Source organism: Pseudomonas sp. AB6 (genome assembly GCF_034314105.1).
Taxonomy (GTDB): Bacteria; Pseudomonadota; Gammaproteobacteria; order Pseudomonadales; family Pseudomonadaceae; genus Aquipseudomonas.
In genome coordinates, this window is the sequence record NZ_JAVIWJ010000001.1 from 2,125,965 (window position 1) to 2,139,303 (window position 13,339).

Annotated in this window: 12 protein-coding genes and 3 pseudogenes; 1 reads left to right on the forward strand and 14 read right to left on the reverse strand. The window is 52.1% G+C overall.

Annotation, left to right across the window (positions count from 1 at the left end):
* Positions 1–43: 43 nt before the first annotated feature.
* From tnpC to RGW60_RS23805, 9 genes and pseudogenes are all read right to left on the reverse strand, one after another.
* Entirely contained in the window at positions 44–1,567 is a 1,524-nt protein-coding gene (gene tnpC, locus RGW60_RS10090; RefSeq protein WP_322204305.1) for an IS66 family transposase, read from the reverse strand.
* Positions 1,568–1,680: 113 nt separating this feature from the next.
* Positions 1,681–3,424, reverse strand: a pseudogene (gene ltrA, locus RGW60_RS10095) (group II intron reverse transcriptase/maturase).
* Between the two features lie 757 nt (positions 3,425–4,181).
* Entirely contained in the window at positions 4,182–4,541 is a 360-nt protein-coding gene (gene tnpB, locus RGW60_RS10100; RefSeq protein ID WP_322204307.1) for an IS66 family insertion sequence element accessory protein TnpB, read from the reverse strand.
* 67 nt (positions 4,542–4,608) lie between these two features.
* Positions 4,609–4,878, reverse strand: a pseudogene (locus RGW60_RS10105) (IS21 family transposase); the annotation flags it as partial.
* A gap of 130 nt (positions 4,879–5,008) precedes the next feature.
* Positions 5,009–5,419 (reverse strand): Imm63 family immunity protein, encoded by a 411-nt coding sequence (locus RGW60_RS10110; protein WP_322204308.1) that lies wholly within the window; start codon positions 5,417–5,419, stop codon positions 5,009–5,011.
* Between the two features lies 1 nt (position 5,420).
* Entirely contained in the window at positions 5,421–5,588 is a 168-nt protein-coding gene (locus RGW60_RS23795; protein ID WP_369124898.1) for a TNT domain-containing protein, read from the reverse strand.
* Entirely contained in the window at positions 5,564–5,707 is a 144-nt protein-coding gene (locus RGW60_RS23800; RefSeq protein WP_369124897.1) for a hemagglutinin repeat-containing protein, read from the reverse strand. The genes RGW60_RS23795 and RGW60_RS23800 overlap by 25 nt, the downstream gene beginning before the upstream one ends.
* Before the next feature lie 15 nt (positions 5,708–5,722).
* Positions 5,723–6,442: a hemagglutinin repeat-containing protein gene (locus RGW60_RS10115; RefSeq protein WP_322204310.1), complete on the reverse strand. Its 720-nt coding sequence runs from the start codon at positions 6,440–6,442 to the stop codon at positions 5,723–5,725.
* Positions 6,443–6,454: 12 nt separating this feature from the next.
* Positions 6,455–6,658 (reverse strand): annotated as a pseudogene (locus tag RGW60_RS23805) (hypothetical protein); the annotation flags it as partial.
* A 56-nt stretch (positions 6,659–6,714) separates the two neighbouring features.
* On the opposite strand from RGW60_RS23805, the gene RGW60_RS10120 reads away from it, so the two are divergent.
* On the forward strand, positions 6,715–7,053 hold the full coding sequence (locus RGW60_RS10120; protein ID WP_322204311.1) for a helix-turn-helix transcriptional regulator: 339 nt from the start codon (positions 6,715–6,717) through the stop codon (positions 7,051–7,053).
* 49 nt (positions 7,054–7,102) lie between these two features.
* Here the strand turns inward: RGW60_RS10120 and RGW60_RS10125 are convergent, their stop codons facing one another.
* From RGW60_RS10125 to RGW60_RS10145, 5 genes are all read right to left on the reverse strand, one after another.
* A complete protein-coding gene (locus RGW60_RS10125) occupies positions 7,103–7,510 on the reverse strand; it encodes a hypothetical protein (protein WP_322204313.1) in 408 nt (135 codons plus the stop codon).
* A gap of 8 nt (positions 7,511–7,518) precedes the next feature.
* Positions 7,519–7,881, reverse strand: coding sequence for a hypothetical protein (locus RGW60_RS10130; RefSeq protein ID WP_322204315.1), 363 nt, complete (start codon positions 7,879–7,881; stop codon positions 7,519–7,521).
* A gap of 114 nt (positions 7,882–7,995) precedes the next feature.
* Entirely contained in the window at positions 7,996–8,295 is a 300-nt protein-coding gene (locus RGW60_RS10135; RefSeq protein WP_322204317.1) for an Imm27 family immunity protein, read from the reverse strand.
* On the reverse strand, positions 8,280–11,837 hold the full coding sequence (locus RGW60_RS10140; protein ID WP_416194846.1) for a polymorphic toxin type 10 domain-containing protein: 3,558 nt from the start codon (positions 11,835–11,837) through the stop codon (positions 8,280–8,282). Before RGW60_RS10140 ends, RGW60_RS10135 begins: the two co-directional genes overlap by 16 nt.
* Positions 11,838–12,491: 654 nt before the next feature.
* Positions 12,492–13,049 (reverse strand): hypothetical protein, encoded by a 558-nt coding sequence (locus RGW60_RS10145; RefSeq protein ID WP_322204319.1) that lies wholly within the window; start codon positions 13,047–13,049, stop codon positions 12,492–12,494.
* Positions 13,050–13,339: the final 290 nt, after the last annotated feature.

A 13,339-nucleotide genomic window follows, 5' to 3' on the forward strand; every position in this document is an offset into this window, starting at 1 on the left:
ATGCGATCCATGAACCCCACATACCGCAAGATTGCCGGCTCGTTTACCCTGGCAATTTGGGTGCGCAGTTCCACGGCAGCAGTGCTTCGTAGTCTTCTACCGAAGCTGTCTGTGGCAAGCGTTCAAGTACGTGGCGCAGCCACGTATAGGGTTCTTGGCCGTTAGCCTTGGCGGTTTCGACCAGACTGTAGATCTGAGCACTCGCGTTTGCCCCGTTAGGTGTGTCGCTGAACATCCAATTTTTTCGGCCAATAACAAACGGCTTTATGGCTCTTTCAGCCGCGTTGTTATCGATAGGTAAAAAGCCAGCTTCCACGTAGCGCTCAAGACGGCTCCAGTTGCTGGCCAAGTAATTAACAGCACGGCCCAACACGCTCTGCGGCGTGACATGTGGCTGCGTTTTATCCAGCCAACTTTTCAGTTGAGCCAGTACCGGCAGGCTTGATTCCTGACGGCCGATAAAACGCTGCTCATCGCTTGCGTCTTTAAGATCACGCTCGATTCCGTACAGCTTATTAATCATCGCCAGCGCCATATCGGCACGTCCGGTCTTGCCCTTGGGCTGCACTTTTTGGGCTTCGACAAACTTGCGTCGTGCATGGGCCATGCAGGCCAAGCGTTCTACGCCGGGCTGTAACGCCAAGGCGTTATAACCTGCGTAATCGTCTGTCATTACATAACCAAGATAACCTTCAAGCAAGCGCAACGGCACCTCCTGCGCTCGGCTGGACGTGTAATCAAACAGCACCACTTTTCGATCCGGCGGGCCGCTAGTTTGTACCCACATCCAGGATTGGTTCGTAGGGTCTCGACCTGGTTCCTTAAGCACTTGCACCCGCGTTTCATCGCAATGGATGATCGGGCTTTCGAGTAACCGGTCTCGCATCAAGTTGAGCAACGGCTGCAAGTGTTCGCCGCACTGGATCACCCAGCGCGCTAACGTCTGACGCGCAATGTCCACGCCGTGCCGGCTCAACACCGTTTCAAAGCGATGCAACGGGAGACCATCGACATACTTGGTAGTTAACAGCATCGCCAGCACGCTCGGACTGGCCATGCTCTTTTCGATCAACTGGGCGGGTTTGTCAGCAGTGACCGGAGCCGTTTCACAGCTACGGCAACCGTACACTTTGCGGATGTGCTTAATCACGCGAATTTGCATCGGTACGATCTCCAGCTGTTCGCTGGTTTCTTCACCAATGATGTGTTTTGCGCAACCGCATGCACAGGTCAGTTCGTGCTCAGTAAGTTCGTGTATCACTTCAACACGAGGCAAATCGGCTGGCAGCGGCTTGCTTTTGCCACGGCGTTTGGCCGGTGCTACAACTTCTTCGTCAGACTCTACGGCGACCGGAGTCACCACGCTTTCAGGCTCGTTGAAGAGCGCAAGTTGCGGCGTCTGCGGGTTAATGGTTTGCTCGGACTTACGTCCGAATAAACGGTCGCGGAGCAACTTGACCTGCTCTTTCAAATCGACGATCTGACCCTTGTCCGCCTGACGCTCACCCAGCATCTGCACAAGCAGTTGCTTAAGCAGAACGGGATCATCAGGGAGGTTTTCAGGCATCAGATTGTCGGGTAGCCCCAGATCATTACTGATCCGGGGCCCCCTTAGAACCGTACGTGCGAGTTTCCCCGCATACGGCTCAAGCTTACGAAAGCCAGTCTATTACTGGCCGGTCACGCGGAAGGTGGTTTTTGCAAACCGCTATGCTTAAGTGGCTCCTTGAATCCCTGCTTGTGGCACTGTAAGTGGCAGTCGGGATGGAGCAGTACACGGTTATTTAGTTTATCCGGGCCGCCATCCACCCGCCTGACAACGTGGTGATCGTGCCAGCCGGTATCCTTGCTGATGGCATGCCCGCATAAAGCACATTTACCCTGTTGCCGCCTGAAAAGACTCAGTACCTGCCGCCGATACCGGAGCTTATGTAGCATCCGTTGAACCCTTAATGCTTCCCACTTGAACTCCTGTTCTGCATCGTACGGCTGATACGCACCCGGCAAGCGCTTGTGACGAACGATTACGGTATCCGCCAGCATGTATAGCTGGCGAAACTTTACTGTCCCGTCGATCCCCTTTACTGGGTATACAAATGCCCGGTGAATTCCGGAACAGTAATATCGTCGTTTAAGCCAACCAACAGACTTCCTCGGATGCCGACGCTTTGCCCACCTCAAGATCCGCCAGAAGATAAGGTCCAGCTTGTTAAAGGTGGCTTTCGCCACAACCGGGGAGTGATATTGCGCCCACCCTCGCAGCACTGGGTTCAGTCGCCCCATCAGTGCGCCCTGAGTAAGGGTTCCGCTGTTTTTTATAATATCTCGCACTTTCCGATAGAACGTTGAAACATTCTTCTTCGCAGGCTTGATAAACAGCTTTGCCTTTCTGTGCGGCGACTTCGGGACGTACTTCCTAAAATTCCACCCAAGAAAATCAAAGCCTTGATGGATGTGTGCGATGCGCGTTTTTTCTTGCGATAATGCAACCCCTCGTACAGACAGAAATTGCTCTATCCAAGGCTTGATTTCGTTTTCAAGCAACTCTTTCGAGTTTGCCAAAACCACAAAGTCATCTGCATAGCGCACAACCTGAACCTTGGTTTTCTTCGCTTCTATGGTGCCAAAGCGTTTTTTCAAGTGATCTTTCAGCAAAAGCTCCAAACCATTCAAGGTGGCGTTTGCCAGACAGGGAGAGATGATACCGCCCTGTGGCGTGCCTGCCTCCGTAGCAACAAATTGCCCCCGGTCAACAACCCCGGTTTTCAGCCATTTGCGCAGTATCGTCTTATCCATTGGGATATTTTGACAAAGCCAATCATGGCTGATGTTATCGAAAAAACCTTTGATGTCCCCTTCCAGAATCCAGACAGGGGCTACTTGGGCGGCCAGCAAATGAAACAGCTCTACCATTGCGTCGGCCGTCGAGCGATCCGGTCGGAAGCCGTAGCTTCGGGGGTCGCTCTGGCTCTCTACAACAGGTTCAATTGCCAGCAGATGAAGCGCTTGCATGGCCCGATCCAACATCGTGGGAATTCCGAGTGGGCGTTTCTCCTGTTTACCAGGTTTCGGTATCCATACCCGCCTCAACGGTTTAGAACAGTAACCCCGCTTGATCGATAGACACATCACCCCTCGAAGTTTGGCTTGGGGCGTCTCCCACGTTTCGCCATCGCCCCCCCGGCGTCCTGCGACCCCGGTCCTCCGTGACTCGCCGCACAGCTAAGCATCGCCCATGAAACGAGTGAGTCAGCATGCGTTGCAGGCGCTTCACCTTTCGCCAGTCGGCCTTCCTTGTTGCCTGCGCAATTTTCAACTGTGTTTTCCGAACGGAGGTTTGAATTCTGGCCCAATCAAGACCGTACCAATTCATGGCCCCATCCAAGGACGCAGACGTAACCGAAGTCGGTGGTTGCGTATTCATACAGTCCTGCTCGAAGTTAGAAACTGTTTGCACAGGATCTCTTAGCGTGTGCCCGTGCCAACTTCATAGTTCGACGGAATCAACAGTTGTATTTGCGCTCGTAAACCAGATGCACGTCAGCCAGGGTTTCCCCTGCCGGTAATGTTGAAACCGGTATGCCATCCGTTACAGACGGTCCTTTGCTTTTTGCATCCTCCTATTCCCCACACTCATCAACGTCCCTTGCGGAAAGTCTGCCGCCGATGTGGCTGGTAAGGCGAGTGGTCAGGATTGCCACGTTCCCTGAATCGCATCAATTCCCCGTTTAGGCTTCGTCTATCCCCCGGCAGCGCTTCTACTACCGCATCCCATTACATGACAGGAATGGCTGGCTACAATGCCATTTTGGCTGGGGCCGATAATTGCCGTAGGCCCGTCAATCCTTACGAGGGTTCTGTCGACGATTCACATATGTTAGCCATGCGGGTTGGGTCACTAGTCCCCGTACTACCGTGCAATTCGGTTGTGCTGCGCATCCCGTTACCGGGTTGCACTCTCTTGCGGGAGGGACATTGTTGATCGGGCTTCACACCCCAAGATTGGCTCCTGACGCATGCCGATCTAGTGAACTGACGGATACACGTCAGGCTCGTTACTCCAGAAAGCGGAGTTGAGCAATGAGATCCAGAGCTTACGACTCGTGTTTGACTGCTAACCTATTGAAGTTAAACAGTTGAACACGCGATCTCGTGTCGCACCATGCCGAGGATTATACCAACTATGCGACAAATCGCGGCGTCAAAACTTGATGTGGACGGTTGCGCCACAGGTCAAAACCATCCAATAACCAGTTCAGTTCCTGAACGGTCAGCACGATGGCTTCGTCAGTGATATCGGGTGAGGTTTTGAAACGTTCGGACTCCAAACGCTTAAGCCACAGGCAAAAGCCGTTGCGTTCCCAATAAAAAATCTTTACTCGATTGCGAGGCTTGTTAAGAAAGACAAAAAGTACCGGGTCGAAAACCGCCACCTTGATATCCAGTTCGACCAAAGCCGAAAGACCGTCAATGGATTTTCGAAAGTCCACCGGCTTGGGGTAGAGGTAGACTTTTTCAACTTTGGCAGCGGGTCGCATCATGGGTGCAGGCTCCAGAAAGAGATCGGGAGCACAGCGTCAGCTAATAAGTGGCGGCTTTGAATGTGGGTGTGATGGATCGCTTACGATTGTCCGGCACCAGGATCTCGGATGTCCCGCCAAGAAAAGCGAAGCAGCGCACGTGCGAGCCCAGCTAGTCCGGCAGTTTTTGCGACCATGTGGCTTCTGCAAAGGTATAGCTGGAGGCGCCCAGCACGGCGACAAAGATCTGGGTCTGGCGGATCTCGCCTGTGTGCCGGTCGATGACCGACACGGTTTGGCCTGCGTAGTCAACGAACAGCTTTTCGTCGGCACGGTGTTCATGGCGCATGACCACGCATCGACGTCCAAGCCATGATTGCGCTGTGGGTCGTATTGCTGTTGTTGTCTTCCGGCGTGTCGAGTACTTATCGGCAGTACCACTGCCACATTCCCTTTTCTCCATTCATTGATATCGTGCACTTTGGCCTTCATAAATCATCTTCGTAAGGGGCACTTATCAATGTATTGTGCACTTCACTTTCTATCCGCTTTCCCCACTCAACGTCAATTGATGCGACGAGGGATATTAGCTTGGCGAAATACAACCTGCGAAAATCTTCGCCATCTACCCGATTTTGCACTTCGTATTGAAGTGCCATGCGGTTTGCAGCTCTAACCATAATCCAATAAAGCAATTCGTCCAGAGAGTTAGTAGTCTTCCTAGAAAACTCAAACCCTCTTTCAGAGTAGATAAAATTGTATTTACTCTCACGGATTTCAACATAGGGACTACCGTCGACAAACGGCAGAGAACCAACGATTAAAAAACAAGTAGGGGCGCAAATCAACTTCCCTAACTCATAAACCTTTAACTGTATGTCATTTATTGATACGTTCATGTCACGGTACCAGCTTTAAATAGTGATTAGCCACGAGCCATTCCACATTAACCCTATCCGCGAAACTAGGCAATATCTGCACACCCCCGCCAACCTCGTCAAAAGCTGGAGCTATCTTCCCCTGAATCACTGGTAGGGGTTTAATTACCTCATACTGGACTGCCCGGATTGCTGGCTCTGTTGGGCTGTACTGATTACAACGTCCCTACCAGCCGAAAGCTCTACGTTCTGTTGTGCGGTAAGGGTTGCGGCTTTAAGGACGATGTCATTGTCCGCTTGCAGATCGATACTTTGTCCATGTAATTAAGTGCTGGTAACCGTCGTCTGGCTAGAAGAACTGCTGTCCGACTTACTGGAAAAGAAACCCTTTTTCGAACTCGCGCTGGCTTCACTACTGGAATTTTCGGCTGCGTCCAGGTTGATGTCGTGGCCCGCGCTGGCTTGCAGTGCACCTGTTGCACTCAGCGTTGCACCTTGGGCATTTATATCTTGAGCAGCAGAGATGACGAGTTTTGTTCCTGCCTGAATCACAGATCCAACTGCCGTATCACTCTCACTTTCGCTCATCGACGAGCTTTTCTTTCCCCATGAGCCTTTTTTGGTTTTCGACAGGTACGAGTAGTCCGTATCCTCAGCCGCCAGCAAGTTCAGGTCCTTCCCGGCATACAAATACGCTTCGTCCGTCGCGCTGACCTTACTGGCAATCACATCCAGATCTTTGCCCGCACTCAACGCAACGCTTCCCCCCGCCGTCACCACCGTCGACACCTGACTGACGTGATCTTCCTGGGCGGTGACCTTCTTGCTCGTGCCATACGAATGCTGTTCATCCGCCGCCGAGGCCAATGTCAGGGCGCCAGCCGCTGCAACGGACACGTTATTTTTTGCACTGATTTGGCTGGCAACTGCCGTCACATTACGCCCGGCCTGAACCGTCAGGTCATGACCCGATGTGACGCTGGAACCGTTTTGAACAATGGTTTTGCTGTTGTTGTCAGTGCCATGAGCGTCGCTGTTCAGCACTTGAGCTGAAGTGATATTGACGTCGCGGCCAGCGGTGAGGCCAAGGTCTCGACCGGACTGAAATACCCCGCCCGAATTGGTGATATCGCGACCGGCACTTGCGGTCAGGTCGTTGCTTGCTTCGACCCGAGCCGCGCTGTCGGCGAATTGTCGTTCTTGGGTATTAGAGCCGTTGCTTCTGTCGTGCGTGGTCCCTAGGAAAAGGGACTGATTTATTTATTAGGAAAAGGGACTTGTAAAAATAAATCCGTCCCGAATGGCACATTGCCCGCTTGCGCAAAGAACACGGCATCACCCAAACCCAACTGGCCGAACGGCTGGGCGTGTCCCAGCAGACTATCCAAGCCTATGAGTCCGGCAAGCGGCGAATCCAGGTAGCGGCGCTGCCAGAGCTGGCCCGGCTGCTCTCGACCACACTTGAAGAGCTATCTGGTCAGCAGCAGGAAACCACTGTGCGTAAGCGTGGCCCTGCTCCGAAATGGCAACAGCAACTGGAAGCCATCGACCAGCTACCTAAGAGCCAGCAGAAATTTGTGGCGCAGATGCTCGATGCCTTGATCGCTCAGGCCACGACCAAAGCGAGCAGCGAAGGACGGGAGGTTTTGCAGTAAGCAGATACAACAACACCGGCGCAGGGCCGGTGTTGAGGGTAAGCAGTGTTCAAGAGAACTCTATTTTGCAATCTGACAGAGGGATCGAACGACCATCGGAAATAATAAATTGATCACCTTCGATTCGGGCCAACAGCAGGCCAAGGCTTTTTGCACCTACCTCAATATCTTTTCTCCAACCTTCAAGATCGCCGTGATAGGACATTGCGTGAAATAGCGAACCATCAGGAAAAACAACATTACAACTATCCGATACCCTTCCGCCTTTTTTGGCGCTACGTGGATTTACGCCATCTAGCAAAGATTTAAACAGCTTCTTTGGCTTTAGTTTTTTGTCATCCTGATAATAGACAAATTCCACTCCTTCAACAGGATTTAAACCGGGTACAGTTCGTGCCCCCCGCTGCTCAATCTCCCCACCCAGAATGCGTTCCAACACCTCCCGATCACTACTCATGACACACCTCACTTCGTTGCCGGGGTAATTACAAACTTAAAGTTTGTGACACCCGCATCAGTAAATACTTTCGAATAATAACTAGCCAACTCTGGACTATTCGTGTGGTAGATAGCGCCACCATCAAAACCAGAAGAGTATTTCTTCGCCTGATCTACCATTTTCGCCTGTTCAGCTACTGACCAAGGTTTCGAACCTGAGGGACTTTCTGGGTTTCGAATAGAACTAGCCCAGTCATCGACGAACTTGGCCTCAATAGCAGTACTCTTCCCTCCAATCGTGGCTACTTCATCGGCGACGCCATTAACAACTTTCCCATCGACAATTGCTTCAAACTGACGCTCCTCAAATGCTGTTGTGCCGCCATACATTCCACGTACGCCACTTTCGTAACTCTGCGCCTTGTCGATGGCTCGACTACCACTCACAACAACGGGATTGGTTGTTTCCAGCGCAGTACCTGCGCCTTTTGCACCAACAAATATTTAGCCTAAAATTTTGAACTTCTCCACAGCTTCATCACGAGACAGCACTGTCAAGCATGGCGCACCTCCGCCGTGCGCACTGCTATTCGGATAGTTCAACTCCCAATAACGACTATCACGCTTATCCAAATAGAGGACAGACCAACCATCACTGGAAATCCCAAGCTCTGTTAGCTCATTCTTTATTAAATGGTCGATACGCTGAGCTACGGTGTCAGCTACAAGTTTTCCGTTTTCAAGAGTCCACTTGCCGACAATAATAGTTTCAGCCGGTTGAATACTCATCATTGTGGAAACCATTGAGTTGCTCCTGATGGAATTGGACCATTAGGAATCACGAACTCAGCCGCGCCTCCTGCAGTTTTACCACCCTGTACAAAACCGGGATTTGTTCTAAATACTGGCGACGCAATCCCGTCCACGGAAGAGCTTGGAAATTCAATCACCCTAAATCCACCAGGAATTTCTGGGATTGTTAGCCTCTCCGCAATCTGCGCATTAGACAAGCCTCGCAATTCGCTGGCATTGGTAACAAATGCGTCCAAATCCCCAGGCTTCGCGAAGTTAGTCGGGTTAAGACCGCTAGGCACTACGCGAGCCAGCGTATCCGAAACCGGGTTTGCTACTCCCTTTGCACCTATAGCACCGCTGCCTTCCGGCAGTTTGACACCAGCCAAACCGCCATCAATTGCAAGCCCGAGACCAACACCGGCCGAAGTAGAGGCCGACTCATTGCCCCTAATGACGTCCGCACCACCGCCCTGCATGATGTATAGATTGTCCAAGTACCCCTTTAAACGCAACTCTTCAGGGATGCTCAGGACCAAGTTCCAAGCATTCTGAATGTCTTCAGCGGCGCAACTCGGGCAATTGACGGCGCCCATTGCCCAAAGCGCTGTTTTCGATGCGCCGCTAGCGGCGCCTTCCAATCCAAGGACAAATCCCTCCTGACTACCTTCCCCTTTGGCGTTCAGCACTTCCCGCATGTACTTGGCGTCTGTTCGATAATCGAGAGGATCGACCAAGGCAACGTTTTTTAGCACTTTATCCAAGGACGCTTTATCCTTGAACAGATCCACCAAGCCAACACGTTCATTGTTGTAGTCCGCCAATGATACTTGGAACAGGTGATCATTTTTGGCTTGAATCAGCTCTGCTCGGAGAAAATCTGCCGCTTTGGCTGTGTTGCCATCCTTTTCACTTAGGACACTGTTCCAGCCGCGATCTACCATTGACGCCGCCGTGCGCAACAGCTCTTGCTGGGCTTGTTCTGGGGTCAATCCGTTCTCGGCTGCAAACCGTTGAACACGCGCATCGTCGCTCGCAAACTCAATTTCATCGGGATGCAATTGCCGATTGTACAGCGTCCCACTCTGCGCAATCGAAGACCCCAGTTGCAGCTTGCCGATGCCTGCAGTGGGGTCCTGAACGGCTGTCGTGAGCACACCAATCAATTGCGCGTTCATCAGCAGCAACTGATCTTTTTCCTCTTTTGGCATCCCTGCATAGGCCGAAGCCAAGCTGTTAACCAATGCTTCGTTGACCCCGGCCGCCATAGCGCCGGTTTTGAAGTCACCCCCGCCAGCAATGGAGGCCAAGCCGCCCATCAGGGCGTGCAGGCCAATTTTTGCAAGCCCTCCGTCTGGCAGGTGGTTGTCCACCCCGATATCACCAACGAGGTTAAAACCATAGGCGGTAAACGCACTCACCAGGCTATTTTGCAACGCATCGCTAAGACTGCCATCACGTCCCAATGCTTTATTGAGCAACGCCGAAGTGGTGTTTTGCAGCAGTTGGTTTTCGGTAAATTGGGTAACACCTTGCAGGCTGCTCAGGCCACCGGGACTGGAAACGATAACCTTGCCGGTGTTGGCTAACGCCCCCTTGGTCGAGTCAGTCACCGCAGCGCCTGAGCCTGTCGAGGTGCTGGTCCAGTCATTGAACAGGCCGGTGGTAAGACCTGCAGCTCCAGCGGCGACAAGGTAGTTCTTCAGATTATCGACGCTGAAGGTGTCTTTTAATGCCGCGCCGACGTTGCCTTTGTTATTGATGGTGCTGACTGCAGCAGTACTTGCTGCAGAAGTCAGTACGGCAGTCAAGGCCGCATTCGCCCAGCCAGCAGCGACTGCTTGTGTTGTTGCTGTCGCGGCTAGCCCCGCTGACATTGCCGAAGTCGAACCTGCGGTTGCACTGGCAGCAGATCCCAGCGCACCTGAGGCCGCCCCTGCCGTGAAATAGGTCACGATGATAATGATGATCAGCATTGCAGGGCCGCCTAGCCCGGAATGACTTTCATCCCAACTATCGTGCAGCTCTTTTACCTGGCGCCAATCCACGTCGTTGCGAGCTTCGACATCTTTCAGCCAAGCCATGCTTGGGTCAGCTTGCACCATGGCGTCTATCGTTTGGCTTATGCTCTGTTGGTTGATGTCCTTGACATCGATGTGCAAGCCATCAACTGCATTGATAAGGGTTTGGCCTTTAGCACTCAGCTGGCTTTGACGCAGGGTTTCATCAACTTGGCCTTTGCTCCCCATGCTGGTCCATGCCCAGCTGTTGCTACTCTTGTTGTGACTTTCCTGGTGTGAATCCTTGACGGCATCAAACGTAATGCTGCCACCACTGTCGATGGTCAGATTCTTGCCACTTTCAATTTTGGCACCCTGATACAACTGATCCCCGCCGCTAACTATCGTGAGGTCTCCACCGGTCTTGATCTGGCTGCCGATGTTTTTAACGTCGGTGACTTCGTCATGCTGAGTTTCCTTGCTGCCGAAGCTGCCGCTTTTCTTCATGTCATACAGCGAGTAATCGCTGTCTTGCGCTGCCAATAAGCCTAGTTTCCCACCAGCGACGAGATACGCTTCTTTACCTGCATTGACATTGCTGGACACCAGCGTCATGTCGTTCCCTGAGTGGAGAACCACATCGCCCCCCGCCGTCACCACCGTCGACACCTGACTGACGTGATCTTCCTGGGCGGTGACCTTCTTGCTCGTGCCATACGAATGCTGTTCATCCGCCGCCGAGGCCAATGTCAGGGCGCCAGCCGCTGCAACGGACACGTTATTTTTTGCACTGATTTGGCTGGCAACTGCCGTCACATTACGCCCGGCCTGAACCGTCAGGTCATGACCCGATGTGACGCTGGAACCGTTTTGAACAATGGTTTTGCTGTTGTTGTCAGTGCCATGAGCGTCGCTGTTCAACACCTGCGCAGAGGTGATATTGACGTCGCGGCCAGCAGTGAGGCCAAGGTCTCGACCGGACTGCAATACCCCGCCCGAATTGCTGATGTCGCGACCCGCCTGAATCGTCAGGTCATTACCCGCTTCGACCCGAGCCGCGCTGTCGGCGAATTGCCGCTCTTGGGTGTTGTAACCGTTGCTGCTGTTGTGGGTAGTCACGGTGCGCTCGTTGATCACATCACCGCTGACTGCGGTGAGGCTCACGTCGCGTCCAGCGATAATGCCGCCCGCTTTGTTGGTCAGGTCGTTGCCCGCCAGCAAACTAAGCCGACCGCCCGCACTCACCAGGCCGCTGTTGACCAGATCATTTCCGGCCATGGCGGCAAGATTATTAGTCGCCTTAAGCGTGCCCGCGTTGTCGAGGTTTTTACCTGCGATCAGGGTAACGTCAGAGCCCTGAATCAACGCCCCATTGGGCGCTAGACGGTTGTTTGCCTGAGCCAGATACAACACAGGCACCAGCACCGTCTGCCCATCAACGACTTCGCTTTCCATCCACACGATGTCGTGAGTCAGCGCCGCGACCTGTTCCGAGGTCAAGCTGACGCCCACACTCAAGTTCAGCGCGTCTTTGCTGGCGATGGCATTGTCCATCAGGTACTTGAGCTGCGCCTCGTTGGAGGTCTGGCCGTCGATGAACGCCTGGCCGGTGCGAGCGACGATGGCTTGTTCGATAAGGCGCTGTTCATAAAGGCCATCACCCAGGCGTTTGGCGCTGTCGTCCGGGTTGTAGCCGAGACCGGCCAGCAAGTAATCCGAGCTCATGAACTGCTTGAGGTCGGTCAGTGCCGGGTTGGTTTCGATCAGGTATTTTTGCGGCTGGGAGGTGCTGGAACTGGTGGGGCACGCTTTTCACGCGGGCATGGTTTGCGCGCCAATGGATGCGGTGACATCAATCACCGAGGACTGCCCAATATGTCGCGACCTTATCGAGCGGCTACGACCAGTTGAGAGGCTGCAACGCTTATCTTGCGTCGCCCACCTATACCTCGCGCTCGATTGTCATTGAAAACACTACTCAGTTTTATTTATCAACGGGCGAAATCAGGGCGTATAACATTTGGCATATCGTCGTATGCCTTCAAGATCGTTAGCAAAGGCGTTAGGGTTGGATCGTCGTGCCAGTGCACAACTTTTAGCCACATTGCAGCGTACGTATATTGGCCCATTCTAAACCATTCACCCTCCAGGTTATCTTTTAACATCCTACGACCGGCCAGAAGCAAGTCTTGGGCTTCAAACTTATTCTCAAGTTAAGCAAAGTAAGTATCCAATTTCACGAGGTTTCAGTGCTCGCTTAAGCGATAGGAAATTTAGATTTTTAGAACCGCTTCGCTCTTCAAATTCCAAAACACCCTGTTCATATTGCCCCGATTGAAAACACAATGACATGTAATCATCCAAGTAATCCAAACGCAATTTATTTTTTGGATATACATTTGCGTCGTGCCTGCCACATACAAAAATAGCTCTAGCTGCATCCAACCACGTTTCCTCTGAGTTAATGCCAGCTTGCATCCACAAACCTAACGCTTTCGCACGATGCAGTTTGAATTGGTGATAATTCAAGCTCAGACCTAACGTCTCTTGATTTTCAATCGCATAATCTAGCCAACCTAGAGCGCGTGGCGTTACATATACAACATCCAAACTCATTCCGACCAAAGACGCACCAACAACGTCACTAATCATTACCGCTGCGATATTCCCCATTGACTTAAGTGGGTCAAACTCTAAACCTTGAAGAAATCCCAATGTAAAATCAATATAAGATTTTCTTTTTACAACAGGGTCAAAAATTCGCATCATTCCTCCAAAAACCTAACACGGATGTCCGCCACATAGCCTAGAAACTATGGAATTCCGGACCTCTCCCGCACCTGCCGTTATGGTAGTGATGTTTTGTTCCAAAACATTTTGGACTGCTTTCAGCTTAGTGCCTGAGTTCAGGTTAGACGACCTTATGACGTCTAGTGCCTCTTCTAACGCAGCTTCACTTGCAGTCGGACTTGTAAAGGTTGTCGATTCTGGGATCGTTTTTGGACTGCTTCGAAACTTAGAGTCCCACAAAATAACTTCTCCTGTAAGGACGTTTA